Below are 23,551 nucleotides of genomic sequence, written 5' to 3'. Positions count from 1 at the left end.
GTACAATTAGCGTAATGAAACATGCAACATTAATTACTGGTGCTTCCAGCGGAATTGGCAAAGAATTTGCCTACATTGCTGCAGCTGAAGGTCGAAACCTTGTTTTAACAGCTCGCAGTAAAGACAAATTAAACGCACTCAAAAAAGAGCTAGCTAAGATGTACCCTAACCAGCTATTTGAGGTTATAGTTAGTGACCTTAGTCAGCCTGACCAAGCCGATCAACTATATAAAACCGCAGCCTCTAATTACAAAGTTGATGTAGTGGTTAATAATGCTGGTTTCGGCGACTTGCATTCGTTGAAAGATGCAGATAGCACTAAGCTGCATGAAATGATCCAATTAAACTGCAGCTCACTTGTGACGTTATCCAAAAAAGCAGCAGACGATATGACTAAAAATGGAGGCGGACACATATTAAACGTTGCTTCGGTTGCTGCATTCTTTCCCGGCCCACATATGGCAACCTACTATGCAACCAAAGCCTTTGTACTGAGTTTTAGCGAGGCTATTGCCGTAGAGCTTGAGGATGACAACGTTGTGGTGTCAGCTTTGTGCCCTGGCCCAACCCAGTCAGAATTTGCTGCTACTGCAAAAACAAATGATACAGGTGTTTTCGCCAATCAAAGTAAACTACCAACAGCCAAAGAAGTTGCCCGCTATGGCTGGGATTCGTTAATGCAAAATAAAACTGTTGCCGTACATGGAACCCGCAACATAGCAGCTGTTCAACTATGCCGCATACTGCCACGAAAAGTTGTGACGCGCTTTATCGCACGGTCGCAAAAAACTAGCTAATTATTTTTTCTTTTTTGACTTCTTTTTGCTCTTCTTTGGTTTTTTCTTTTTAGATTTTTTTGGTTTTTTAGAGCCCTTATCATCATCTGGATCTTTTGGCCTGTTTTCAAAGGCATATTTAAACCGTTGCATGTCAGCTAATGTTCGCTTTTTTATAGAAGGTTTCAGGAGCGGTGATAGCAGCTTCATTAAGAACCCATTAAACTCAAACTCAACTACCATTCGCCAGGTGGTTTGATCAAAAAAAGTCTCGAAATAATTTTCTGTTTTGTTATGAATGCTACCTGACAGATCAGTAAAAATGTTTTCCAAAAACTCTGGAGGTCGCTTGGTGATAACCTCTTCCAAAATAACAGTGGTTCGGTTTTTTTCGGTGTAGGTAAGTTTTGTAACAGAACCAACTTCCCCGGGTGCACCCTGAACTGGCTCCATATTTGTAAGCGTTGGTTGCCATAGGTATATGGTTCTAGGATCGTCGAAGAAGTCCCATACTTCTTGGGGTGTTCCACTTAAATCAATACTAAATTCAAAGGTCATACTAAAAGTCTACCATGTAGACCTATTTAGTTTTCTGTTAAAAATCCGCCAGCTTGGTGGGCCCATAGTTGAGCATACTGCCCGTTTTTCTGTAACAACTCGTCATGAGTTCCATCTTCGATTATCTTGCCTTTTTCCATGACTACTATTCTGTCCATCATGCGAATAGTGCTCAACCGGTGAGCGATCACAATAGTTGTACGGTGCTTCATTAATCGATCGAGTGCAATTTGTATTAGATTTTCACTCTTAGAATCTAACGCACTGGTTGCTTCGTCCAGTAATAAAATAGGCGCTTTACTTAGCATGGCTCGCGCGATCGCAACCCGCTGTTTTTCACCGCCAGAAAGTTTTATGCCTCGCTCACCAACCAAAGTTTCGTAGCCCTTTGGTAGATCTTTAATAAAATCGTGGGCGTTGGCCTGTTTAGCCACTTTAACAACTTGAGCGTCGCTAGCGCTTGGATCGCCATAGCGAATATTGTCAGCTATAGAACGGTGGAACAGTATTGGTTCTTGCGGGACCGTAGCGATCTTAGATCGCAACTCCTCTTGTTTAACTCGACGAACGTCTTGACCGTCAATAAGAATCTCACCGCCCTTGATATCTTCGTATCTAAGCAATATTTTTGTTAGGGTTGATTTTCCGCTTCCCGAATGACCGACTAAGCCAACCTTCTGACCTGGTAAGATCTTAAAATTAAAGTTTTCTAAAATCGAATCTTCTCCGTCTGAGTACTTAAACTCAACATTAGAAAAGTGTATTTCACCCTTCCCGTTTTTAATTGGTTCAGGATTTTCCGGATCATTTATAAGTAATGGTTGTTCAAAAATCTCAACCATTTCAAATGCGTCGTTAAATCTTTTTTCAAGATCTTGAATAACCTTACTAATAGAAAACACATCTCGTGCTACTTGTTGTAGATAAAATTGTGCAACTATTACAGACGCAACCGAATAGCTGCCGTTAAGAGCACCCCTGACTGCAAAGATTAAAACGAAAACTCGAAACAGAAAACTAACAACCGACTGGTAGGTACGAATGTGTTCACCAAAAATCCATGACCGTCGATTGGCTTGTTTTTCACTTTCAATGACAGTCCTAAACTTTGTTTTTTCAAGCTCACTTTTACCAAAATTTTTGACTGTTAGTATGTTGGTCACCACATCTGCAAAATAGGCGGTGGTTTTAGTTCGCGCTCGTACCGCTCGCCGAGATAGGGGCGATTTTTTATTTACAAGCGCAATAACTGTGATTACATAAAAAATTATCCACACTAGCAGGCTCCATCCAACTACTGGAATCAAAATCACAAGAACAATAAAAAATGCTATTGCCCGAACTAATGATGTAAACAGCTCGAAAGTACCAATTATTACGAGGTCGTTACTTGTCCATTTAAACTGATTGAACTTGTTAACTAACGAACCGCCAAAGGCGTTGGTATAAAAATTATAACTGCGCTGTAGCATATGCTCCATAACCCGTTTCGAGTTTTGATACGGGAGTTCGTATATAACTTTTAACCAGACATAGCCAAATGTTCGCCACGACAAAAAAGAAATGGCAATGCTTCCTAGGCTCAACCAAACCAATCGCCATATATCTTGAGCTGGCCTACTGCCAGCGACTGCTGCCGGTAGTTGTTCAAACAAATTTGCTAAAAAATACGTGGCAACTACATCGCCGAACAACACAGCAATCATTGCGAGTAAAAGCATTGCAAAGAACCTAAGCTTATTACCACTAAGGCTCTGCCAATAATATTTAAGCGTTTTATCCCAATAACGCTTTTGTTTTTGAGCCATATTTAAGGCTCCTCTCTAAAAATCATTAATAGCCCTCCGCCATGCAGCGGACCAGCTTTTCAATATTGTGAAAGTTAGTTTTTGATTTTTGTTAATGAAACACTTTTAAAAACAGTTTTTATATTTTAACCATCTTTTTTTCATTTTGCAACTGTTTATACTTGAAGCAGCTAGCTGTGTGGTCAAACACCAATCCGCAGGCCTGCATGTGCGCATACATAATTGTGCTACCAACAAAACTCATACCTCGCTTTTTTAAATCTTTGCTTAAATAATCAGACTCTATACTTGTAGCCGGAACTTCATCATCAGACTGCCACTCATTAACCTTTTGTTCACCGCCTACAAAAGCCCAAATATAAGTATTAAAGCTGCCGTATTGCTTTTGAATATCTAAAAAAACACGAGCATTCGTCCGAGCAGACTTTATCTTTAGTTTATTTCGAATAATCCCAGTGTCCTGTCGCAACTCTTCAAGCTTATTGTCGCTAAAATTAGCTACAACTTTTGGGTCAAAATTAGCAAATGCTCGCCTGTAACCTTGGCGCCGTTTTAAAATTGTTATCCAGCTTAAACCAGCTTGTGCCCCCTCTAAAACTAAGAACTCAAAATGTGTTCTGTCGGCATGGCTTGTCTCTTGGGCTGAAAGACCTGGTTCATGGACCGAGCCAGTTGGCTTATAGGCATTTTTATCTGAGAAAGGCGTACCTGAAGGTACGTCAACCGAAGAAAAATTGGCTTTAAGTGACTGGGCGGTTCGTGCGCTGGTTTTTGCCGTCCTGGAGCCAAGCCCCACAGGTACACCCCACTCTTCGTCGTGATACTTAATATATAGTTCGTCGCTTGTAGCCCAACTACACCGAACTATAGATCTGTCAGCCACTGTTCCAGCTCCTTAGGATGATTAAAACTTACTATGCTTCTCTGCGATGCAAATTCTTTAGCACGATCCAAAAAGTAATACCGTCCGTTTTTTATATACTTACGAACCATTATACCTGTATGAGTACGGCGGGGTCTTAATAACAAATTAGTACGACTCTCATAGTTTGTGCCCCAGAGCCTTTTGTGAGTCATAGCTCTTTGTACAGTCCGCTTCAGGGAGCGCCAAAAAATTATCCTTAGGGGATAACAAAGAACCACGATCGTATCTGCTTGTTTTGGTATTCTACCTTTTAGAATTTTGTTGTATGCACCACATATAATCCAAGACTCAGTCGCCACTATGTGCCCAATCTCGCGAGTAAAGAGTTCTGTATTTTTCATTTGCCAATTCTCTAACCAAAATAGGCCATCTATTTCATAATGAGGAATGTGTAGTTTTTGCGACAAGTTATTTGCTAGTGTAGTCTTGCCGCTTCCACCATAGCCAGTAATTTGCACTTTTTTCATTTTATAGCAACGTGATCATGCGTGTTTTTCTGTCATGGCTTATTTTCTTGCGAGCTTCAAGGTCTAACTTAACCGTTTCTGCATACCATGTAATTGAGCCATCAAAATTTGTAGAATAATCTCTGTCGATAAACTCAAATAGTTGCTTGGGCGTCAGCGGCTGTTGTTTCGTTAAAATGTTCAAAACAGCATTTTTTACGTAGTCATATTTTGTCTTATCAATATTAACTCCGGTTTTTTCCGGGTCAGGATGAAGGGTTTGAAATTTTTCGACCATGCTTATTTTGAATGCTCCCCCGCTCCGACTAATCCAGGAGCCTTTGATGCCTCTTTTATAACCTGTTCAAGTACGTCTAAATTTATATCTTCAAGTTTTTTTATACGAATACAACTTTTACCTACATTTACTTTGCCGAGTTGTTTTTTGTACTTCTCTGCAAGATATGTCCCACCATCATGCGCGCAGACATACACACTGACGTAGCTTTTTTGGTTCGCTAATGACACAACTGGCCACTTAATTTGTTCTTTTTTGTAATTTAAGTAATCAAAACTACCGTAACCAAGCATATTGTAGGCAAAATGTGGTTTAAGCTGTGGGGCTACTTTTTGAATAAATTGATGCAAAAATTCAACTATTTCTTTGCGCTCTGCCGGCACTAAGTCTAAATAAGTCTCTACGCTTTCAGCTTTGACGCTTTTAAACATGTTCATGATTGCATTTCACAATTCTCAATTTATTATTTTCATCGTATAGCCACATTATAGACTTTATAGCCTTCAGCTAATCTTACTGTCCAATCAAACCAATAGTTATGCCCATGGCTAAAATGCTAGCCAGCTGCCCGAACTTGTTAATCATTTGTAATTTTTTTGGCTTCTGTTCAAACGCACCGTTCATAGTGATGTGGGTAAACTGAAAACCAAGCCACATCCAAAGTGCAGTTATAATAGCTGCTTTCAGATAACTGTAGTCAGTGTAAAAAAATACGCTCAGGCCGATCACGTGGGCTAATACAAAACTCATTATTAACGTGGTAATTAAGGTAGTTATCATTGCCTTGGTCATGCCGGCTTTAACTTTTTTATCGGTAAGTCCAGCCAATTTCATCCAACTGTCACCAAACGCTGCGTTTGAATACCAAATTGACCCAATAACTATACTGGCAGCTGCTCCAGCTAATACTCCCACTATGTTTATATCTACGTTCATTCAGATTGCCCTCTTAATTTAACTAATTATATACCATGCTCGATATTGCTTTTTTGTTGTTTTTGTGTTATTATATATAGACTTAAGTCTGTGAGGATTTAGGTGTTCTTTAACAGATCTAGATCAGTAGCTGAGTTGTTGGCTTTTAGGGTATGTTTGTACTTTTAAAGCCGACAATTCGGCACTAAAGTCAAACGAGTCCTTAAGGAGGACAAGACATGACCGAATACGCTGTCTCCCCCGGGGGCATCTACATCCCAAGTGGCTCAAAGCCGCTCTACCGCGGGAGCGCCAACAACGGGGTCAGCACCCTGCTGACCTTCGATGAGGTCTACCACATGAAGCAGAGACACAGCTTCATGGAGGCACGACGACAAGAACTGCGCGACAGCGCCAGTGCCGACCTGGAGTACTGGCATGCTCAGCAGATCGCGGAAAACGAATCCTGGATGGTGTTCACCGAACGCCCTCGCCAGATCGCTACCTTCGCGAACACCCCGAACCGTGCGTGGTACGAGTTCGGGACTGGCACCCCAGACGACCGCGATGAGCTGATCGCAACGTACGGGATCACCGACGTCGTGAGCAACTTCGTGCCGTTCAGCAACGGCCGATTGCGTGCTGAGAGCGAGTTCGCTCTGTCTATCGAAGAGGTCATCGCCTACTGCGAGGCCTTCAAGGCCGCTCTTGGTGAATCACCACAAACGCCGTTCGTGGCCGCAGACCCGGATGAAGACCTAGCCTTCATCTAACCTGATCTAGTTCAACCGCGGGCGGAGCTCGAAGATGTATGTGTTAGTGCACCCGCACTCACCTCTACTCTTCGACTTTCCGTCCGCCTAACACTCTCTTTTTAGAAAAGAATATAAATCGTATACTCTTCTAAGCAGAGAGTTTATGGCTCTCTAGTACCTGCTAGGAGTGATGTCCTTACCTACCGTCAAGCAGGCGAGAGGCTGAAGGTGAGAAATGCTAGTAGCATTTTGCAAGAGAACTTTCACCAGCTAACTTGTTAGCTTGGCAGAAATTATGGGGTCGCGGAACGTGACCACGCTTCGACGAATTTACAAACGGAGAGATCGCATAGCGGCTTAGTGCGCTACCTTGGAAAGGTAGTAGACCCAATCGGGTCTCGGGGGTTCGAATCCCCCTCTCTCCGCCAGTAACTAGGAATTATTATGTCGAACAGAGTTAAAGCAAATATGGCTGCGTTGTTTCATCTGCTATGGATTCTGCTTATTGTTTTTGGCTTACCTATGGGTATTTTCTACGAGCTGGCCAAAACTCTTACTACCGTACTTATAGCTGTAACTATAGTTTCGTGGGTCATTTTTAAAGGATGTTTACCGCAACAGCTTGAACAAAAATGGCGACCGGAAATGGGCGGTAGAAGCTTTATACAATTTTACACAAAGAAATTTGCGGACATTAACGTCTCAAGAAGGACCGTTAGGTCGTTGGTTGTACTTTACTTCTTACTTGTAATTATAGTTTTTTATCTAATTTAGTTAGCTTCTTATTTGCTTCAAAGCTTCCGCGTATTTTAGTAAGAGCTCTAGCTGACGCACTACTGCTCGATCAGCCGATTCACTTTCAATTTCGCCAGATTCGTTTACGTCTCCTGCGCGAGTCACTATTCTGACATCGCTCTTAACTGGAACAATCTCGTAATTTCGCATCTCGCCAGCTAGTTTTGAAATCGCTCGAGCTCCCCCGACTCCGCCCCAGCTAACTAAGCCCGCGGGCTTGTGGTTCCACTCATCATAAATATGATCGAGGGCATTTTTTAAAACTGCACTGTAACTATGATTGTATTCTGGAGTTAAAAAAACATAGGCATCGGCGGAATCTACAATTTTTGACCAGTTTTTTGTGTATTCATATTCATATTGGCCTTTTCTCCCAGAAGGCGAGTTTGGCTCCATGGTAAACGGCAAGTCTATTGTTGCTAGATCTGCTAGTTCTACTTCGCCAAAAACGTTCGCTGCCTTAGCCTGCCGTAAATACCAGTTTGCAACCGTAATACCAAAGCGTTCTTCTCTTGCTGAACCCAAAACTATAAGTAATTTCATAAATTTTACTCCGTTAATTATTAAGTAAATACTTAAATATACTAACAGAATTTTGTTAAATTATCGTAAACACTAATTTACAGTAGTTGTGCAAACTATATATCAACAGTTATAGTACAGATATGAGTTTGATATCTATTGCAGGTATCTCTAAGACATACGGTAGCGGTGATGCCGCAACAACAGCGCTCGACAATGTGTCACTAGAGATAAATAAGGGTGAGCTAGTGGCGATTATGGGGCCTAGTGGCTCTGGTAAATCAACACTAATGAATATAATTGGTCTATTGGATCGGCCAACTGATGGTGTGTATAAATTGCAAAATAAAGACGTGTCGTCACTAAAAGACAAAACACTGGCTAAGATTCGCCGCGACAAAATAGGTTTTATTTTTCAAAGTTTTAATTTGCTTCAACGCCACTCAGCCCTAGAAAACGTCGCTCTACCAATGGTCTACACCAAGCGACTAAAAGGTATTGACCGCTTGCATCATGCTGCAGACTTGCTGGAAAGTGTCGGCTTAGAAGACCGCTTGCACCATATGCCGAACGAATTGTCTGGCGGTCAAATGCAGCGCGTTGCTATTGCTCGGTCGCTTGCCAATAATCCTTCGATAATTTTAGCCGACGAGCCGACCGGTAATCTAGACAGCGAATCTGGCAAGCACATTATGGAGCTTCTAAAGAAGTTAAATGACGACGGCAATACAATCATAATGGTAACTCACGACAAAGTTGTGGCCGACCAAGCCCACAGAATAATCCAACTCGAAGACGGTAAAGTTGTAGAGTCAGCACCAGCTAAGGAAGAAGCAGAAGATATATCAGAAGAGGCGGACAACGAGGAATCTAAAAAGGAAGAACCAAAAAAGAAAAAAGCCGACTCTAAGAAGAACTCCAAAAAAACAAAAGCTAGCAAAAGCAAGAAAGGTAGTAAAAAATGAAACTACCAGCTACTGAATACGGAGTTTTTCTATGATTATTGAAAATATTAAACTGGCACTTAAAACACTACGCGGAAACAAGCTACGCTCTACCTTAACTATGCTTGGCATAATAATCGGTGTTACTTCTGTAACTACCGTTATTTCTATTGGCGAAGGCGTTAAGGCCGAAGTTAGGTCAGAAATAAATGACTTGGGTGCTAACTTAATAAGCGTTACACCAGGACTTTCAATTACACGCGACGAAGAAGGCAATATTGAAAACTTTGACTTGACTGCCGCTTTTGGTGCTACAACACTAAGCGAACAAGACCTACAAACTATTAAAGAGAATCCTAACGTCGATGCGGCAGCGGCACTCATGCAAATTAGTGGCGTAGTCACTAGTGGCCCAGAGGACGAACGCGTCAATGGTACGCAAATAATTGCTACTAACTCAGACTACCCGGACGCTTTTAATCAAGAGGTTGTGGAGGGTGAGTTCTTTGCTCCAAACGAAGACAAAAAACGAGTAGTCATTGGCTCAGCCTTAGCAGATGAATTGTATGGCGGTCGTGGTATTGGCGGTGTATTAAGAATCCGTGGCGAAGGTTTTGTTGTAACTGGTGTCATGGAAGAATTTAACGTTGGCGCAAACTTCGGGCCAGACTTAAACAGAGCTGTTTTAATTCCATTAGAACTAGGTAAAACCTTTAACCAAGACGTAGCTCAAATTCAAGAAATTGACGCTAAAATAAATGACGAAGTTGAAGATATTAACCCAGTTATTGAAGAAATTAAAAATGCACTTATTGCAAACCATGGTGGCGAAGAGGATTTTACAATTCTAAAACAAGAAGACTTTATTAGCGTAACCGACACTATTTTTGGCTTAGTTACTACTTTCGTTGCTTCCATTGCCGGTATTTCATTGTTCGTGGGCGGAATTGGCATAATGAACATTATGTTGGTGTCTGTTACCGAGCGAACACGGGAAATTGGTTTGCGTAAAGCAATTGGCGCAAATAACTGGCAGGTACTAAGCCAGTTCTTAATCGAGTCTATTATTTTAAGTATTATTGGTGGCCTAATCGGAGTTGGGCTTGCATACGCAATTGTAGCTGGACTAACCATTGCTACAGATATAAATGGCTCATTTAGTTTGAATACTATATTCCTAGCTACCAGCGTTTCGGCTGTTGTTGGAGTTGTTGCTGGAATTTGGCCGGCCTGGCAGGCTGCTAAAAAAGACCCCATTACTTCGTTGCGATACGAATAATTTTTGATTTTTATATAAATTTGTTTACTATTAACATCTAACTTTAGTTGAGGGAGTGTTCATGGAAACAATAGTACTAAGTGAAGCTGGCGAGCAAAAGGCTGCTGATAGACAACGAACTTTGATTGAAGAAACCCCGGGTAACGAGACTGGCTATGTGGCACGAGCTGAGGCTGCTAGGCAAAAAGACCAAGCCAAAGGTGTAGCTGTTGTGGATGCCTTGCTTCAAGAAGCAGAACTAACAGGCAACGAAATTCCGATTAATAGCGATTAGCCGTTGCGCGACTACACTAAGTAAGCATTAACGTTTTGCTATACTGGTAGTATGAAAAAACAACTTACGCTTAACATAGATATTCCGCAACTATTAACAGGGGCTCTGTGCCTTATAGTTGGTATTTTAATAGGGTTATGGGCGCCTTTTGGCTCAAGTACCAGCGGCAAAACAATTACCCTTGAGGGCAGCTCAACTATCGAAGTGGAGCCTGATGAATTTTTATTCTACCCTACAATTCAAACTGAAGCCGCCACTCAACAAGACGCCAAAGACGAAGCACAATCCAAAGGCCAAGCTTTGGCTGATTCTATCGTTGCGCTTGGCCTTAACGAATCGCAACTCGACTCAAGCCTTGATGTATACCAGAACTATAAATTCGATGAACAAGATTCTGACGGATGGGTTGGCAACTACCGTCTTAGCATTACGGCTAAATCACAAGATGAATCCGACAAGGTTTATAATGTGCTGCTTAACAATGCAGATGTCAGCTCTGGTATCGACCCATATAGTCAGCTAAGCGAACAAAAACGTAAAGACGTGGAAAGCCAAGCTCGAGCAGAAGCAATTGACGACGCCCGAAAACAAGCGCAAATATCAGCCGAAAAACTAGATGGTCGCTTAGGTGAAGTAGTTAGCTTTAAAGACGTGTCTGGTTTTGACATGTATCCATACGCCACCGCCGAAATAGCACTCGATTCTTCTACCAGCTCATCTCAAAGATTTTATAGTGGCACTCAAGACGTAACCTTTACGGTGTCTGTCGAATTTGAATTTAAATAATTACTAAGCTATTTTTTAAGCTGAACTTTTAGCTCTTCGACAAGATGTACTGGGTTGGGGTCTACCCCATTTAAAACAGCAAGGTACAGACTGGCAAAATCACCAAGCTTTATTGCCCATAGCAACTGCTCTATTTGCGTATCCCCGACCACATCAACAATATATGGGGTGGGCATGTTGCCGGCTAGTAGATCATTGCTAATTTCAAAGCGTTTATTAACTCGTGGGTGTTCAAGGTTGGACTGCAGCTCGACCACAAAATATGGCTTGTTCTCTGGCGCGACTGACCAGCCAATAAATTCATTATGGTTAAATTCAGGCCATTCGTTGTACCACGCGACATTTTTGGCATTTTCATTTATTGTGATCTTCCATCGATAGGCCGCAGATTTAAGTAGTGGCCCGCCATAAATAACTACCGAATTTCCCACCGCTTTTTGAGCAATTTGCTTAGCTAAATTATCTGCAGTCTCTACCTCTGGCAACCAGTTTTCAACCGCCTTTTGTACGTTGTCGCCAGCTGCTTCAAGCTCACTCACAGCTCCCTCAACAAAACCACTATCCTCAAGCAGATGAGTTATAGCAGAAACGGCGTTAAAGAGCGCATAACGAGGCTGAATTCCAGTTGTAAGCATATATACTGGGTAATTTTTTTCTGCAGCAATATCTGCCAGCTTGCCACCGCTTGTCATCACAACTATCTGTGCTCCAGCTTCTTCTGCTTGTTCCAGCGCAGATAATGATTCTTCGGTATTGCCGCTGTAGCTCGAAGCAATAAATAGCGTCTTTTTTGTAACACTAGCTGGAATGTCGTAACCAGGGACTATTTCTATAGGTAAACTCAGGCGGGACTGTAACCAGTTTTTTGCTAATATTGCTGGTTGGTTTGACCCACCCATACCACCGACCACAATGTTAGTTACAGAATCAGCGCTAATGTTAGTCGTGACATTAAACGAATAACGAATAAGTTCGGCGACTTTGGCATTAACCCCCAAAGCACCTTCAGAATCTATTTGATTAATTTTTTGAATGTCATCAAGCACAAGAATATCCCCCTTTAAGTATTTACTAGTAATGTTAGCACTTGAAAGAGCCATGCGCATGTATTTTTAGTTTATTTCTCAACAAAAAAACGCCTCTAATCGACGTTCATGTATGAGTTTCTGTTTAGAGCAAGTTATTCAGCGACAGGAACTGAATCAAAGACCGCCAAATAGCCAGCTTCTTGGGCAATTCTATTATCAATCACTTTAGACAATTCTTGCATTTCCTCTGAAGCGACTTGTAATTCATGCACAAACTGGTCTGTTTCTACAGGGTCAAGAGACCGTTCAATAAGGCCATACAATTCATTGAATAAATTCCGCTTAGCATTCGGTCCGATCTTAGTATGATCGACTTCTCTGCGTTGGAGCTCGTTCTTAACTCGTCGAGCAGTAAAGGTGTCATCGGGTTTAACAAAATCACCGAACACCGCCGGCATACCTAGGTGCCGAAAAGCAAACGTAGCAACTGATGTGAAGGCTTCTTCATCACCGCCCACTAATGCTCTCCTCTGCTCTGAGGTAATCATTCCCATAAGCGGCGAGTTTCTCCAAGCCTCATCGACCTGCGGTCGTGGTAACCCATGGTTGATAATGTCTGCAGAAAAAGATCCACTCATAATTAAAAATCGGCCCGCACAGGCCGTCCTCTTGATTTGATTTGTAGTGTACTCTCTGCTTTTTCAAGCTTCAAGTGGTCTTTATGTTTGTTTTTAAAAAACTTCATAATTTGTAAGCTAACGCTTAATCTCAAATATACTCCCATGATTTGTTATTTGTCAAATGTATTGGTTTATATAATTGGATTCGCATAAATTTGCTCAGATTACCAGCAGGCTGTTCGTCTGGGTTTAATCCAAACGCAACGTGCTCCCCATTTAGGTTATAAACAAGAGCTAGCCCAGATTCGATCTCAATTTCTTCTGGCGCAGCAATAATTGGCTCGGTGTCGAGGTGTGATTGTGCTTCTGCCGGTGCTGGCTGTAGTGTTTCCATTTTTTTGTTTTTATATTTTCTGTAACTAATGTAAACATTAGCATATTATTGACATTTTGTCCATTAAGTAAACAACTATCAACCCAGCTCTGTTTGCTATGTTTAGCTGCCGGGGGCCAGCAACCACTGAACAACTTGTTCTTTGAGCTTATAATACTCTTCTTCTTCGAATTGCATGTTAGCAATAACAAACCGTTTACCAGCTATATGGCTGCTAAACATGCACTCATAGCAGTCATAGCAGTCGTGCAAAAATAGACTTTTGGCAATTTTCCCACTCCAGGTAATGTTAAAGCTAGCCGTACATTGCTGTGAGTCTTCTAGCCGTGCACAAAAGGTAGAATTATTACTTTTATGCCCCGCTGCTACGTATTCACAGTTAATGACATCGTCTGACAGCAGGATGTTTTTAGACTTAATAACTGATTGGCTCCACCACACGTTTTCGCTACCAATAACTGCGTCAGAACGCGCAATATTAATACTATCGTTTTGTTTTTCGGTTAGGGTTAAGTTAACTTCATTCCAAGCCTCTAAGATATCTCCGATATTACTAAGTGGCTTCTTTTCATACATCCAGTCGGCTTCGTTGGTTTTAGCTCGCATCTCCTCTTGAGTAATAAAACGAGCAGGATTTATTGAGCCAGCCCATGTCTGCTCACCACTCACCGATGAGTTGGTTTCTTTAGGCAGATTGATATCAAAAGCGTACTTTTGCTGAAAATCATGTAGACTCATTGGGTTTTCTACCCCAAAAATTTCGGCAATTATTTTATCTAAAATTTGCTTTGCTTTTTGATCATTCATCTTTGTCATCCCTTTCAAATTGGCTATTAGTTGAAAAATATCGAAGTAATTCCACTGCTGACGGTGGTGGTAAATCTTCTGGTTTATTTATTACAGCTTGGTCTGGTGGTACGTCCGTATTAAAGTCTTCCATGTCTACCATCTGCCGATCATCAAAACGAGTGTTGCCTGTTACCATGGAGTGCGGATCATCAGGATTAATTTTAGATGATTCTAATTTAGCGGGGTCAATTTTTTTGAGCATGAACTGCGATGCAGGCTGAGAGACTTCTGTTGCATTGGGTTGCTGATTAGCAGTAGACCGAGCAGGTTGCTGGGCTGATACAGGTGCAGATTGCTGCTTTGTAGAATCAAGATCAATGACGGGTTGGGGCGTCGTCAAATGCGCTTGTGTCACGTTTCCGAAATTAGCATCTACAGTACGACCTTGAATTGCGGGGTGCACTTGGCCATTAGCGGACAGACGAATTATTACCTGTCTCGCATCTTGCTCAACCATATAGCGAGCTCGCAGCGTTGATTCATTAATACCTTTAGCTTTTGCTTCCTCGAGTGTCTGGTCGGGAATTGTCATCTCTATATTCTTCTCTAAAACCTTTGCGTCTTCTTCAGAAACCCTAAATATATAGTAGTTCTGCACATTTGAAGAAATTGCATCTAGGATGGTTTTATCTACCTGGTTCAGATACTGCTGCGTTAGAATTAGTGAAACATTAAACTTTCGTGCCTCTGATAGAATCGCAGCGAGAGTTGGGTTTTGCACCACTGAAACTTCGTCGATTATAAGAATTACTTTGCGACGAAACTCCCCAGCTTGAGCCAGCAGAAAAATATTTTGAATTATTGTGCCAGCAACTGTTTTTACTAATCTTTCACCACTCGATGATTTTTTAAGTGAAAAGATTGTCAAAAACTGTTTGGTAATGGATTTGCCAAGCGATTCTTTATCTTCACTTCCACCCATTGACGGCAAAAAAGACACTTCTTCTACCAATGACACTATCGGCACAATGGCTTCGTTGTAGTTTTGGGTACGAATTTCGTTAAAGTCAGTCATAAAAAACTGCTGCACGTTGAGCGGTAGGCTTGGTTCTTTAATAAGCTGGGTTCTAAATTCTAGATCTGTTAAAAACCGTTTCAAGTTATCGAAGTTCATTTTTTTATTAGCAAATAAAGCGAAGAGGCTGAACCGTAAAACTCGTTCCAATCGTGGGTTTGCTTGGTCGGCCATTAGCGTCTTTAATAACTGAGAAGTCAGTTCTGTAGCTGCCTGAATGTCTTGCACTTGCGGGAACAACTCACTCGATTCTTGGGCGAAGTTAAAGACACGCTTTTGTTGTATGTGTTCAAGTTCTGTCCTGAGCGAATCGTGCGGGTCTACAACAGCTATGCGATAGTTATTTTCTTGACCAGTAGCGAGGATTCGATCAATAAGTAGTGATATAAGCTTCGATTTACCACTACCACTAGCTCCAACAATCAGCGAGTGCTTATCAAAATCAAATGCTCCAATATTTAAATAATGTTTGCGTGATAGATACGGGAACCCCTCGACCTCAAACACTTCATTTAGTGGGTCCGGATTAAGTAAATATTGAGTTTTTTCAATATTAAGATATTTTGGCGGTTCTTTTTTGACGTACTTTGTATCGCCTTTAAAAGAAATCGTTAGTAGATGCGTTGGTAATTGCAGGACTCGCTTTGTGTTTACGAGTGATTGGTCGGCGGCATTTTTAAAGAATAGTTTTGTTTGAATGGAGTTGAAGTTAGGTAGAATTTTTCGTGTCTTAAAACGAATCGCTTTAAAAGTTAGTCCTTTTTTAATCTGATATTTCTCAGACAATTCTAAAATGTTCCCGCCGGTTACAAATCGAATAAACCGTACCTTACCGATGATTTGTGGGTTAAAATCGGTTGAAGTTACCGGACGCAATATAAATCCTGGGACATTGCTGGATATCGAGCTAAGGTCATACTTGCTTGATACAAAAAACCGAATTCTATTTTCTTCATTTACCAGTAAAAGCTCGTATGCCCGTAACCATCCAATATTTTGCAGAATAACTTGATGCAAAACAGACCATTGGCTGGCTTCTACATTGTTATTAAGAAGATATATTTCTGATATATGCATTGACTACTACTGTAGCAGAAAATTCATAAAACTATTGCGCGCATCAAAATAATCTAAACAACTTTCAATTCTCTACTAGAAAAGAACCTGAATTTACTTCAGGTTCTTTGATTCGAATTGGGATGAGAGCAGCCTAGCTATGCTAGGCGATGAGAGAAGGAATCACCTTCTCTCATATTTACCTACATCATTCCCGGCATACCGCCGCCCATGCCGCCACCTGGCATAGCTGGAGCTTCATCTTTTTCTGGCACTTCTACTACCAGAGCTCCCATTGTCATGCTGGTTGAGCTAATGCTGACTGCATTTTGAATAGCTTCTCGGGTTACGCGAGCTGGGTCGACAATTCCGCTGGTTTTCATGTCTACAAGCTTGGTTGTGTCTTTAACGTTAAAGCCTTGACCAGCTTTGCCTGCACGAAGTTCGGCTAATTTCACTTCACCATTTTGCCCAGCGTTAGTCATAAGTTGTAAGAACGGCTTAGCAAGAGCTTCCTTAAGTAGCTGAGTGCCAGTGTCTTTACCGCTTAGTTTGTCGGCAATGTTAACTAACGTAACTCCACCACCAGCAACGATACCTTCGTCCAACGCAGCTTTGGTTGCCGCTACTGCGTCATCAACGCGGAACTTTTTCTCTTCTATTTCGGTCTCGGTTGCGCCACCAACTTTTATGACTGCAACCTTGCCTTCTAGAGCAGCTACGCGTTTTTCAAGGTTTTCTTTGTCGTATTCGCTGGTTGCGTTTTCGACCTGACCCTTAATTTGAGCTACGCGAGAAGCAATGTCACTTGCAGTGCCGCCACCTTCAATAATTGTGGTGTTGTCTTTGTCGGCAATTACTTTGCGAGCTGTTCCAAGCATAGAAAGATCAGCGTTTTCGAAAGTGTATCCGCGGTCTTCGCTAATTACCGTTGCTCCGGTTAGGATTGCGATGTCTTCTAGAATCGCTTTTCGTCGATCACCAAACGCCGGTGCTTTAATAGCTAAGGTATTAAATGTGCCTTTTAGCTTATTTAGTACCAACGTTCCAAGTGCTTCACCTTCAACGTCGTCAGCAATTAGCACGAGGTCTTTTTTGCCAGCCTGTGCAGCCTTTTCAAGCACTGGTAGGAATTCTTGGATGCTGCTAACTTTTTTGTCGGTAACAAGTACAAGTGGTCGGTCGTAGCTGGCTTCCATACGAGCGGTGTCAGTAACCATGTATGGGCTTACGAATCCGCGGTCCATGTTAAAGCCTTCAACAACTTCACTTTCCAGCTCTAATCCTTGGCCTTCTTCTACAGTTACAACGCCGTCTTTCCCGACTTTGCTCATAACATCGGCAATCATGGTGCCAATTGTTTCGTCGCCGGCAGAAATGCTAGCAACTTGAGCGACTTTGTCACCTTTTGCGGTAATGTCTTCGCGCATAGTCTTAAGAGCAGCAAGAGCTTTTTCTGAAGCTGCTTCGACTTCACGACGTAAGTCCATTGGGTTATGGCCAGCGGCAATAAGCTTGTTGGCTTCGTTTAGAATATGGTAGGTCAAAACTGTAACAGTTGTGGTTCCGTCGCCAGCTACATCGTTCATTTTGCTAGCCGCTTGTTTAATAAGTTCAGCACCAACACTGTAGCCAAGCGTATCGTCATCTTTTTCATCAAGTTCTACTGCTTTTGCCACAGTAACACCATCGTGCGTTACGGTTGGTCCGCCGTAGCTTTTACTAATAACCACATTGCGACCTTTTGGCCCCATAGTTACTTTTACTGCTTCAAATAATTGACGTGCGCCTTCTAAAACTCTGCGTCGAGCATCGTCGTCATAAAACATTCGTTTTGCCATTCTTCTCTCCTTTCAGTCGAGTTTTATCAATTCACAATTTACAATTTGCATTAATTTTTCAATGATCAATTTTCATTCACTGTGAAATGTAAAATGAAAACTGTAAATTCTAGCTATTTAACAGTAGCTAGAATGTCTTCTTCTTTAACTAAAATATATTCAGTACCGTCTAACTTAACTTCGGTGGTGCTGTATTCCTTAAATAAAATACGGTCACCTTTTTTTACAGTCTTAACCGCAGCGCCAGCAGATTCTACTACGGCAACTTTTGGTTGTTCTTTTGCGTTGTCAGGTAAATAAAAGCCAGATGCGGTCTTGTTGCTGGCCTCTTCTCTGGTCGCAACCACCCATTCAGACAAAGGATTGATCTTCGCCATAATTAGTAATACCTCCGTTAATGTTCGTAGGTAATAATGTATCATTAGCACTCTAAGGGTGCAAGTGCTAATTTATGCCAAAAGCTTGTTCTAATTGTTCTAATTCATCAGGAGCGACTAGTTCGGCCGTCTCGGGATCTAAAAACTCGTTGTCTTTATTGAGTACACCGATGGCAATTCTTCCGCATTCATCTTCTGCTGCAACAATGCAACGCGGCTGCAGAGGTCTATCTGCAGGTGCTGCTGGGCTTTTTGGTACCGATACATGAACACTCCACCCTTCTCTTTGATAAGGCTCAAAGGCGACTACTTTTTCTTCAAGAAGGTCGTTATAGGCAATACCGTTTTTTTGAAGTTTATTGTCAATCAGGTCTAAAACTTCATCTGCGAGTACGGAATGTTTATGAAGTACATGTATTCTTTCTTGGTCTGGTCCAGAAGCAGGCTTTTCCATAAATTATACATTAGCATAATATTGCTAAATAGTCTACTTTGTTAAATGCAGTATAGATGTCAAGATTGCCTCTGTTTCTAAGTGATCTCGAACCTGCACCGAGTCGATTCCCAGCTCCTTTACGGCTAAGTCGTTACCACCTTCATAAATTGCGTCACCAAAAAATAGAATATCCTTTTTTTCTAGACCAATAATTTCCATGAGTTTACGCATGCCATATGCCTTGTCTATTCCGTCTTTCGTTATGTCGACAGATGTTGTTCCACCAGTGCGCACATTAAAACCTTTGAGACGAGTAGCAACGAAATCTCGTAGAGCTACTTTTTTTAAGTGGTCTGGGTCCCATTCGTGTTTTTCTTTAGAAGGTGCCTGTTGCCCAAGTGCAGACCATGTTATTTGACTACCTCTATCCTCAATTATATCTCCCCAGGTTTTATCTGGCTCCAAGCCAAGCTCTTTTGCGCCGGTTTCTAAAGCCGTAATAATGTCTTTCTTCTCTTTATCAGTAAAATTCTCTGCATAAACTTCTTGCCAGCTGTGTGAGTCAATATCATAGCGGTCGTATCGTGTGCCGCTCGTTGGCATTACGTGTAAATTAAGTAATAATTTTTCATCTACTTTAAGGTTATTTATTAATTGCTTCTCAAATTGTTCATATTTTCCTCCTGAAATCACACAAATCTGGAATTTCTGTAAAAGTACAGAAAGAACATCTGACATTTCTTGAGTTATTGCTGATTTACTTTCTGCTAATGTCCCGTCTAAATCAAAGGCTAAGACTTTTTTCACCATTTCCTCCAATAGTTATACCTGTACAGAATAGCAAATATCGGCTGTTGTTTAAGCATAATTAATTTGCATATATATAAATTATATTGTTAATATTTATTTAGTGAGAGGTAGTCTAAAACAAACACCACAAGAGACACCCGTGGACGCTTGGCACGAGTACGAGCCAAACAAGCCACGACTACTTTTAACCCCAACTATTGAATCACAGGTCGCTTTAGCGGCCTTTTTTGATGGCGTGCATGAACAAAATCTTTCCGAGTTGCGCCGAAGATATCGTCCGTGTGTACCGCTAAACACTTTCTCTCAACCTGAGGCGTACTTTCCTGAAGGATCCGACAATCCATACCGCTTAATGATCCACGCATCGGAGGATTTTCGACAAATGAATGGGCGTGATGAAATAACTCTTACCGACCCACGGATAAAAGTTATGAAATATGACAACAAGCGAATGTTGGTGGTTCGATTCCAAGGGCAAGACTTCGAAGACACCAGAGCTGAACTTACTGACAATGCAATCGCCAGTATTCGCTTGCAGCACGATGGAGTAGAGCGTGTGCCAGTAGCTCGCAAACACTACCCTGACATTGTTATGCCAATAGCGCGCACCTACCGCGACGAACAAATTCAAAGAGCTTCAAGAAAATTAGTGAATTTATTCGAGGATCTTTTTCCGAAAGAAATAGAAGTTTCCCCACGCTTAGTCCCGCCAACTATTGCAGCGGTTCAGGCGAGCTATCCCGAAAAGTGTCCCTCGGGCATTAAGAAGCGTTTGCGAGCTTATAAACTGCGCAAGAAACAAGAATGCAAACAACCAGAGCTTCCAGAGGAACTATTTGATGATGAATCACCCGATCAAGAGTTTGCCTTTTTAGACCCTGAAGAAAGTGAATACATCACCTTATACCAGCGAGCGATTAATGTCGCGCGAGAATACCCAAATAGCTTGGTTGAGTATATAGGGCCAGAACTTGAGCCAGGCGAGGCTAATCTAGCAGATTTAGAAAACCTTCATACAAGCCTGAGCAGTGGCTCACCATATTTATATATTCGCCATGATTAAATTAAACTGTTAACTAACTTCGATTTACACAATTACGTCAGTGAAGTATTTATATAACTAGGTAAAAAGTATGAACCCCGCTGTTGCTGTAAATTGATGTCGCGTGAGCGACCAGCGTAGCGGGGTTGTTTGTAGTGAGTTCATGTCATTCAACTTCTTCCTCTAGTAACAGGCGTTGGCAGGTAGCCCTAGCGCAGGCTGGAGTACGTGGAGTTCTCGAACGTGTACCGGGCCTTCGCTGCAACTACGCAGCCTACCATTGCGGCGGTGTCGAGACCAGTCTCGCCGGCGATGCGCATAACGCGCACATCGGGAGCTCCCAGGTCAGCAGCCAGGTCGGCGATACGCTGGGCCTGCAGGTCGTCAACGGCGGCGGTGCCACCGATGATAACGATACCAAGGTCGTGGTAGAGCGAAGCGTAGTGCTCGAGCATCTCGACGGTGGACCTTGGTAGGTCGGGCGTGTCGGCAGCGAAGGTCGACGCCACAGCACGACGCACAGGTGCGGCCGGAGCCAGCGCATCGGCGACGAGATAGTCGGATGAGACCAGACCGTTGCCGCCGTAGAAGCTGGCAACCGCAACGTCAACCGGCATCTCGATGATGTCCTGGTCGACGCCAGCGCAGGACGCTGGAGGCGGCTCTTCGCTTGGTGGACGCTGCGCATGCGCTGGTGTGGCCAGGAGCATGACGAACGCCAGTCCAAGGGCCAACAAGCCAGCCAGTGCTACAGGGTAGTCGATGGACAAGAACGTGAGGTGCTTACGCAACTCAATCACACCCTTTCCTTGATAGGGGAAGCAAACCAGAGAAGTCCTTTGGTTCACCTAGGGTGTTGTATTTATATCATATTTTTATAAATAATTCAATATTAGTATTTAATTAAATACTGGGCGATTTTTGGTTTAGTGCGCTAGTTTATCGTAAGTACGCTCGGTAGTAAGAGCCTCTGCCTTATTCGAATGCACGATACCTCGGTTATCAACAAAAATTTTGACAGCATCTTTTGTCTTGTTAACGACATCAATTTTCCGCGACACGGTGCTTTCTCCATATTCGACAGCATCTTGTAGTTTTGAGTTGGGCGGTGGGGATGTTTCATCAAAATAGGCTGCATTCATCTGTTCACTTACAGAATCATCTTGTCTTCGTGCATTAAGGTAGCGCCGAAAGCGAGCTAAGTCAGGCTCATCTGATGAATCTACTACTAACTGAAAGGCTTCAGTACGATCTTCTGGAGTAGCCGACTCTGATAAAGCTTGAGCGCCGCTTTCAAACGCATCTATCTCGTTGACTGTAAAATTATCGCTATCGATTATATTTTGAACTTCACTTGAGGGTGCTGGTAATTGTTCCATTTTTATTTTTATATCCTTTTTTTGTTTTTGTGAATTTGTGAATTAATAAATAAACAATAGCATTATATTGACTGTTAGTCAATATTATAAGAGACTAGCACCAATGTCGGCGTCAACTAGTGAGGCAAACCTTAGCGCTTCGACATAAGAGCCGACTAGGCTTCCTAGTGCAAATGCAACTCGCTCTCCGTCTGTCCGGTCGGGGTGTTTGTAATATGCTACAGCCTCTGAAGTATGCTCCTCTGCCCCTGATAAAGTTTCACGGGCCATTCTTTCAACAGACTCTTTAAAGGCCTGTAAAGCTCGTTCCTCAACTGTTGGTTTGGGTGATTCTGGACTTGTCATTAACAGATAATATAGCACATTTAAAAAACATTTAGTCGATTATGCAATGTTAATTTACACTTATAGCTTATGAATATACTTATGTGCCGACCAGATTATTTTGAAGTTAGCTACGAAATTAATGCCTGGATGAAAACGGACACTCCCGTTAATACACAGCGCGCCAAACAACAATGGATTGAGCTTTTTGAGATTTATAACTTTCTTGGCTATAACATTCAACTTATTGATGGAGTAAGCGGCTTGCCGGACATGGTGTTTACCGCTAATGGAGCGTTAGTTATCGATGGCAAAGTGGTGTTACCTCGATTTAAATTCCCTGAGCGCCAACCTGAAACTCAATTGTTTAAGCATTGGTTTACTCAAAATGGCTACTCGCAGACAACTATCCCGCATGCTGACTTTGAAGGCGAAGGTGACGCACTACTTTTTGGAAACAAAATTTTAGCGGGGCACGGGTTTAGGTCTGACCTTGCGTCTCATCAAGAGCTACAGAATACTTTCACAGACCAAGAGGTTATTTCACTTGAACTTGTCGATCCACGATTTTATCACATCGACACTTGTTTAACTGTGCTAAACGACGACACATTAGCCTACTTCCCTGGCGCCTTTTCACCAGAAGCACAAGAAAAACTTAAAGCACTCGCAGGTACGGTAATTATTGCCAGCGAGCCCGACGCCATCGGCTTTGGCCTAAATACGTTTAGCGACGGCAACAACGTAGTTATCAGCGCCGACGCACCACAGCTTATTCAAGACATTAGCAACGCTGGTTTTAATACCCATGCTATAAAAATCAATGAATTCAAAAAATCCGGTGGTGGGATAAAGTGTTTAACCCTGACGTTAAGATAGTTTTTAAAAATAGTTTAAGCAAGCTGGCGCTTGCATCCATTTCTACCATTTTGAGTGATCAAAACGGTGGAGCCAAAAGATCACCACACTCACTCTTCGTTATGATTCTCTTGTATAAATAACAATTGGCTGCGAGAAAATGTTCGTAATCTCACATTTGTGGTCCTCGCCCTTCGAACAATTGTTATTGATACGTTCTTCATCAGGAAGGTTTCGGAGTGGATTAGCTGCAGTGCGAGTTTCGCTCGCTGGGTCTGGGCACAAAAGACAGTTTTCCTGATTAGATGTTGTGATTCAAATTGTGTGAACCTCACCGAGTGAAGTGTGCTTCTTCAATAAGCTGGGGGCTTATTGATTGAATGCACTCTGAATGAGAACAATTTAAATTAGCAACAAATAATAAAGAAAAGTGACTCCGCC

29 protein-coding genes and 1 tRNA gene are annotated in these 23,551 nt (G+C 42.2%); 10 read left to right on the top strand and 20 right to left on the bottom strand.

The window, feature by feature from the left end; translation table 11 throughout:
* The first annotated feature begins 14 nt into the window (after window positions 1-14).
* On the top strand, window positions 15-797 hold the full coding sequence (locus EYO12_04150; protein HIA92272.1) for an SDR family oxidoreductase: 783 nt from the start codon (window positions 15-17) through the stop codon (window positions 795-797).
* Here EYO12_04150 and EYO12_04145 read toward each other — a convergent pair whose 3' ends face one another.
* The 7 genes from EYO12_04145 to EYO12_04115 form a co-directional block, all read right to left on the bottom strand.
* A complete protein-coding gene (locus EYO12_04145) occupies window positions 798-1,334 on the bottom strand; it encodes an SRPBCC family protein (protein ID HIA92271.1) in 537 nt (178 codons plus the stop codon).
* Between the two features lie 26 nt (window positions 1,335-1,360).
* Window positions 1,361-3,142, bottom strand: a complete 1,782-nt coding sequence (locus EYO12_04140) for an ABC transporter ATP-binding protein (GenBank protein HIA92270.1) — start codon at window positions 3,140-3,142, stop codon at window positions 1,361-1,363.
* A 118-nt stretch (window positions 3,143-3,260) separates the two neighbouring features.
* Complete coding sequence (locus tag EYO12_04135) at window positions 3,261-3,938, bottom strand: DNA-3-methyladenine glycosylase I (GenBank protein HIA92269.1); 678 nt, start codon at window positions 3,936-3,938, stop codon at window positions 3,261-3,263.
* Between the two features lie 68 nt (window positions 3,939-4,006).
* A complete protein-coding gene (locus EYO12_04130) occupies window positions 4,007-4,534 on the bottom strand; it encodes a hypothetical protein (GenBank protein HIA92268.1) in 528 nt (175 codons plus the stop codon).
* A 1-nt stretch (window position 4,535) separates the two neighbouring features.
* Window positions 4,536-4,811: a hypothetical protein gene (locus EYO12_04125; GenBank protein ID HIA92267.1), complete on the bottom strand. Its 276-nt coding sequence runs from the start codon at window positions 4,809-4,811 to the stop codon at window positions 4,536-4,538.
* A 2-nt stretch (window positions 4,812-4,813) separates the two neighbouring features.
* A complete protein-coding gene (locus tag EYO12_04120) occupies window positions 4,814-5,248 on the bottom strand; it encodes a DUF1801 domain-containing protein (protein HIA92266.1) in 435 nt (144 codons plus the stop codon).
* Window positions 5,249-5,324: 76 nt separating this feature from the next.
* Complete coding sequence (locus EYO12_04115; protein ID HIA92265.1) at window positions 5,325-5,747, bottom strand: DUF1761 domain-containing protein; 423 nt, start codon at window positions 5,745-5,747, stop codon at window positions 5,325-5,327.
* A gap of 218 nt (window positions 5,748-5,965) precedes the next feature.
* On the opposite strand from EYO12_04115, the gene EYO12_04110 reads away from it, so the two are divergent.
* From EYO12_04110 to EYO12_04100, 3 genes are all read left to right on the top strand, one after another.
* The gene (locus tag EYO12_04110; GenBank protein ID HIA92264.1) at window positions 5,966-6,499 is read left to right on the top strand and encodes a hypothetical protein; all 534 of its coding nucleotides are present in this window, start codon (window positions 5,966-5,968) and stop codon (window positions 6,497-6,499) included.
* 320 nt (window positions 6,500-6,819) lie between these two features.
* Window positions 6,820-6,909: transfer RNA gene (locus tag EYO12_04105), tRNA-Ser, on the top strand.
* 16 nt (window positions 6,910-6,925) lie between these two features.
* Window positions 6,926-7,255, top strand: coding sequence for a DUF2784 family protein (locus EYO12_04100; GenBank protein HIA92263.1), 330 nt, complete (start codon window positions 6,926-6,928; stop codon window positions 7,253-7,255).
* On the opposite strand, the gene EYO12_04095 is transcribed toward EYO12_04100, so the two are convergent.
* Window positions 7,256-7,819, bottom strand: coding sequence for an NADPH-dependent oxidoreductase (locus EYO12_04095; protein ID HIA92262.1), 564 nt, complete (start codon window positions 7,817-7,819; stop codon window positions 7,256-7,258).
* Window positions 7,820-7,941: 122 nt separating this feature from the next.
* Here EYO12_04095 and EYO12_04090 point away from each other — a divergent pair, with 122 nt between their 5' ends.
* The 4 genes from EYO12_04090 to EYO12_04075 all read left to right on the top strand — a co-directional run bounded on the left by EYO12_04090 (window position 7,942) and on the right by EYO12_04075 (window position 11,081).
* Window positions 7,942-8,763, top strand: coding sequence for an ABC transporter ATP-binding protein (locus tag EYO12_04090; protein HIA92261.1), 822 nt, complete (start codon window positions 7,942-7,944; stop codon window positions 8,761-8,763).
* A 31-nt stretch (window positions 8,764-8,794) separates the two neighbouring features.
* The gene (locus tag EYO12_04085; protein ID HIA92260.1) at window positions 8,795-10,021 is read left to right on the top strand and encodes an FtsX-like permease family protein; all 1,227 of its coding nucleotides are present in this window, start codon (window positions 8,795-8,797) and stop codon (window positions 10,019-10,021) included.
* A gap of 61 nt (window positions 10,022-10,082) precedes the next feature.
* Window positions 10,083-10,295, top strand: coding sequence for a hypothetical protein (locus tag EYO12_04080; GenBank protein ID HIA92259.1), 213 nt, complete (start codon window positions 10,083-10,085; stop codon window positions 10,293-10,295).
* A 51-nt stretch (window positions 10,296-10,346) separates the two neighbouring features.
* Window positions 10,347-11,081 (top strand): DUF541 domain-containing protein, encoded by a 735-nt coding sequence (locus EYO12_04075; GenBank protein HIA92258.1) that lies wholly within the window; start codon window positions 10,347-10,349, stop codon window positions 11,079-11,081.
* An 8-nt stretch (window positions 11,082-11,089) separates the two neighbouring features.
* On the opposite strand, the gene EYO12_04070 is transcribed toward EYO12_04075, so the two are convergent.
* From EYO12_04070 to EYO12_04030, 9 genes are all read right to left on the bottom strand, one after another.
* Window positions 11,090-12,187 carry a bifunctional phosphoglucose/phosphomannose isomerase gene (locus EYO12_04070; protein ID HIA92257.1) on the bottom strand — a complete coding sequence of 366 codons (1,098 nt, stop codon included), beginning with the start codon at window positions 12,185-12,187 and terminating at the stop codon, window positions 11,090-11,092.
* Window positions 12,188-12,261: 74 nt separating this feature from the next.
* Window positions 12,262-12,747: a hypothetical protein gene (locus EYO12_04065; protein ID HIA92256.1), complete on the bottom strand. Its 486-nt coding sequence runs from the start codon at window positions 12,745-12,747 to the stop codon at window positions 12,262-12,264.
* 130 nt (window positions 12,748-12,877) lie between these two features.
* Window positions 12,878-13,123 (bottom strand): hypothetical protein, encoded by a 246-nt coding sequence (locus tag EYO12_04060; GenBank protein HIA92255.1) that lies wholly within the window; start codon window positions 13,121-13,123, stop codon window positions 12,878-12,880.
* Window positions 13,124-13,225: 102 nt separating this feature from the next.
* Window positions 13,226-13,930, bottom strand: coding sequence for a hypothetical protein (locus EYO12_04055; protein ID HIA92254.1), 705 nt, complete (start codon window positions 13,928-13,930; stop codon window positions 13,226-13,228).
* Entirely contained in the window at window positions 13,923-16,064 is a 2,142-nt protein-coding gene (locus tag EYO12_04050) for an ATP-binding protein (GenBank protein HIA92253.1), read from the bottom strand. Before EYO12_04050 ends, EYO12_04055 begins: the two co-directional genes overlap by 8 nt.
* Before the next feature lie 182 nt (window positions 16,065-16,246).
* Window positions 16,247-17,884: a chaperonin GroEL gene (groL, locus tag EYO12_04045; protein ID HIA92252.1), complete on the bottom strand. Its 1,638-nt coding sequence runs from the start codon at window positions 17,882-17,884 to the stop codon at window positions 16,247-16,249.
* 113 nt (window positions 17,885-17,997) lie between these two features.
* Complete coding sequence (locus EYO12_04040) at window positions 17,998-18,261, bottom strand: co-chaperone GroES (GenBank protein ID HIA92251.1); 264 nt, start codon at window positions 18,259-18,261, stop codon at window positions 17,998-18,000.
* A gap of 67 nt (window positions 18,262-18,328) precedes the next feature.
* Complete coding sequence (locus tag EYO12_04035) at window positions 18,329-18,715, bottom strand: hypothetical protein (GenBank protein HIA92250.1); 387 nt, start codon at window positions 18,713-18,715, stop codon at window positions 18,329-18,331.
* 33 nt (window positions 18,716-18,748) lie between these two features.
* The gene (locus tag EYO12_04030; protein ID HIA92249.1) at window positions 18,749-19,507 is read right to left on the bottom strand and encodes an HAD-IIB family hydrolase; all 759 of its coding nucleotides are present in this window, start codon (window positions 19,505-19,507) and stop codon (window positions 18,749-18,751) included.
* A gap of 100 nt (window positions 19,508-19,607) precedes the next feature.
* Between EYO12_04030 and EYO12_04025 the strand changes: the two genes are divergently transcribed.
* Window positions 19,608-20,570 (top strand): hypothetical protein, encoded by a 963-nt coding sequence (locus tag EYO12_04025; GenBank protein ID HIA92248.1) that lies wholly within the window; start codon window positions 19,608-19,610, stop codon window positions 20,568-20,570.
* 188 nt (window positions 20,571-20,758) lie between these two features.
* On the opposite strand, the gene EYO12_04020 is transcribed toward EYO12_04025, so the two are convergent.
* The 3 genes from EYO12_04020 to EYO12_04010 all read right to left on the bottom strand — a co-directional run bounded on the left by EYO12_04020 (window position 20,759) and on the right by EYO12_04010 (window position 22,273).
* Complete coding sequence (locus EYO12_04020; protein ID HIA92247.1) at window positions 20,759-21,349, bottom strand: hypothetical protein; 591 nt, start codon at window positions 21,347-21,349, stop codon at window positions 20,759-20,761.
* 126 nt (window positions 21,350-21,475) lie between these two features.
* The gene (locus EYO12_04015; GenBank protein HIA92246.1) at window positions 21,476-21,928 is read right to left on the bottom strand and encodes a hypothetical protein; all 453 of its coding nucleotides are present in this window, start codon (window positions 21,926-21,928) and stop codon (window positions 21,476-21,478) included.
* Between the two features lie 84 nt (window positions 21,929-22,012).
* Window positions 22,013-22,273 carry a hypothetical protein gene (locus EYO12_04010; protein HIA92245.1) on the bottom strand — a complete coding sequence of 87 codons (261 nt, stop codon included), beginning with the start codon at window positions 22,271-22,273 and terminating at the stop codon, window positions 22,013-22,015.
* 69 nt (window positions 22,274-22,342) lie between these two features.
* Between EYO12_04010 and EYO12_04005 the strand changes: the two genes are divergently transcribed.
* Window positions 22,343-23,131: an amidinotransferase gene (locus tag EYO12_04005; protein HIA92244.1), complete on the top strand. Its 789-nt coding sequence runs from the start codon at window positions 22,343-22,345 to the stop codon at window positions 23,129-23,131.
* Window positions 23,132-23,551: the final 420 nt, after the last annotated feature.

It is taken from the genome of Candidatus Saccharibacteria bacterium (assembly GCA_012965045.1).
In the GTDB taxonomy this organism is placed as follows: Bacteria; Patescibacteriota; Saccharimonadia; order Saccharimonadales; family DTSZ01; genus DTSZ01.
The sequence above is the reverse complement of the archived record's forward strand: the minus strand, read 5'-3'. Positions and strand labels throughout refer to the sequence as shown.

Coding starts and splice junctions, on each gene's coding strand:
- EYO12_04150 (HIA92272.1), top strand. CDS start 15: ATGAAACATGCAACATTAATTACTGGTGCTTCCAGCGGAATTGGCAAA.
- EYO12_04145 (HIA92271.1), bottom strand. CDS start 1,334: ATGACCTTTGAATTTAGTATTGATTTAAGTGGAACACCCCAAGAAGTA.
- EYO12_04140 (HIA92270.1), bottom strand. CDS start 3,142: ATGGCTCAAAAACAAAAGCGTTATTGGGATAAAACGCTTAAATATTAT.
- EYO12_04130 (HIA92268.1), bottom strand. CDS start 4,534: ATGAAAAAAGTGCAAATTACTGGCTATGGTGGAAGCGGCAAGACTACA.
- EYO12_04125 (HIA92267.1), bottom strand. CDS start 4,811: ATGGTCGAAAAATTTCAAACCCTTCATCCTGACCCGGAAAAAACCGGA.
- EYO12_04120 (HIA92266.1), bottom strand. CDS start 5,248: ATGAACATGTTTAAAAGCGTCAAAGCTGAAAGCGTAGAGACTTATTTA.
- EYO12_04115 (HIA92265.1), bottom strand. CDS start 5,747: ATGAACGTAGATATAAACATAGTGGGAGTATTAGCTGGAGCAGCTGCC.
- EYO12_04110 (HIA92264.1), top strand. CDS start 5,966: ATGACCGAATACGCTGTCTCCCCCGGGGGCATCTACATCCCAAGTGGC.
- EYO12_04100 (HIA92263.1), top strand. CDS start 6,926: ATGTCGAACAGAGTTAAAGCAAATATGGCTGCGTTGTTTCATCTGCTA.
- EYO12_04095 (HIA92262.1), bottom strand. CDS start 7,819: ATGAAATTACTTATAGTTTTGGGTTCAGCAAGAGAAGAACGCTTTGGT.
- EYO12_04090 (HIA92261.1), top strand. CDS start 7,942: ATGAGTTTGATATCTATTGCAGGTATCTCTAAGACATACGGTAGCGGT.
- EYO12_04085 (HIA92260.1), top strand. CDS start 8,795: ATGATTATTGAAAATATTAAACTGGCACTTAAAACACTACGCGGAAAC.
- EYO12_04080 (HIA92259.1), top strand. CDS start 10,083: ATGGAAACAATAGTACTAAGTGAAGCTGGCGAGCAAAAGGCTGCTGAT.
- EYO12_04075 (HIA92258.1), top strand. CDS start 10,347: ATGAAAAAACAACTTACGCTTAACATAGATATTCCGCAACTATTAACA.
- EYO12_04070 (HIA92257.1), bottom strand. CDS start 12,187: ATGCGCATGGCTCTTTCAAGTGCTAACATTACTAGTAAATACTTAAAG.
- EYO12_04065 (HIA92256.1), bottom strand. CDS start 12,747: ATGAGTGGATCTTTTTCTGCAGACATTATCAACCATGGGTTACCACGA.
- EYO12_04060 (HIA92255.1), bottom strand. CDS start 13,123: ATGGAAACACTACAGCCAGCACCGGCAGAAGCACAATCACACCTCGAC.
- EYO12_04055 (HIA92254.1), bottom strand. CDS start 13,930: ATGAATGATCAAAAAGCAAAGCAAATTTTAGATAAAATAATTGCCGAA.
- EYO12_04050 (HIA92253.1), bottom strand. CDS start 16,064: ATGCATATATCAGAAATATATCTTCTTAATAACAATGTAGAAGCCAGC.
- groL (HIA92252.1), bottom strand. CDS start 17,884: ATGGCAAAACGAATGTTTTATGACGACGATGCTCGACGCAGAGTTTTA.
- EYO12_04040 (HIA92251.1), bottom strand. CDS start 18,261: ATGGCGAAGATCAATCCTTTGTCTGAATGGGTGGTTGCGACCAGAGAA.
- EYO12_04035 (HIA92250.1), bottom strand. CDS start 18,715: ATGGAAAAGCCTGCTTCTGGACCAGACCAAGAAAGAATACATGTACTT.
- EYO12_04030 (HIA92249.1), bottom strand. CDS start 19,507: ATGGTGAAAAAAGTCTTAGCCTTTGATTTAGACGGGACATTAGCAGAA.
- EYO12_04015 (HIA92246.1), bottom strand. CDS start 21,928: ATGGAACAATTACCAGCACCCTCAAGTGAAGTTCAAAATATAATCGAT.
- EYO12_04010 (HIA92245.1), bottom strand. CDS start 22,273: ATGACAAGTCCAGAATCACCCAAACCAACAGTTGAGGAACGAGCTTTA.
- EYO12_04005 (HIA92244.1), top strand. CDS start 22,343: ATGAATATACTTATGTGCCGACCAGATTATTTTGAAGTTAGCTACGAA.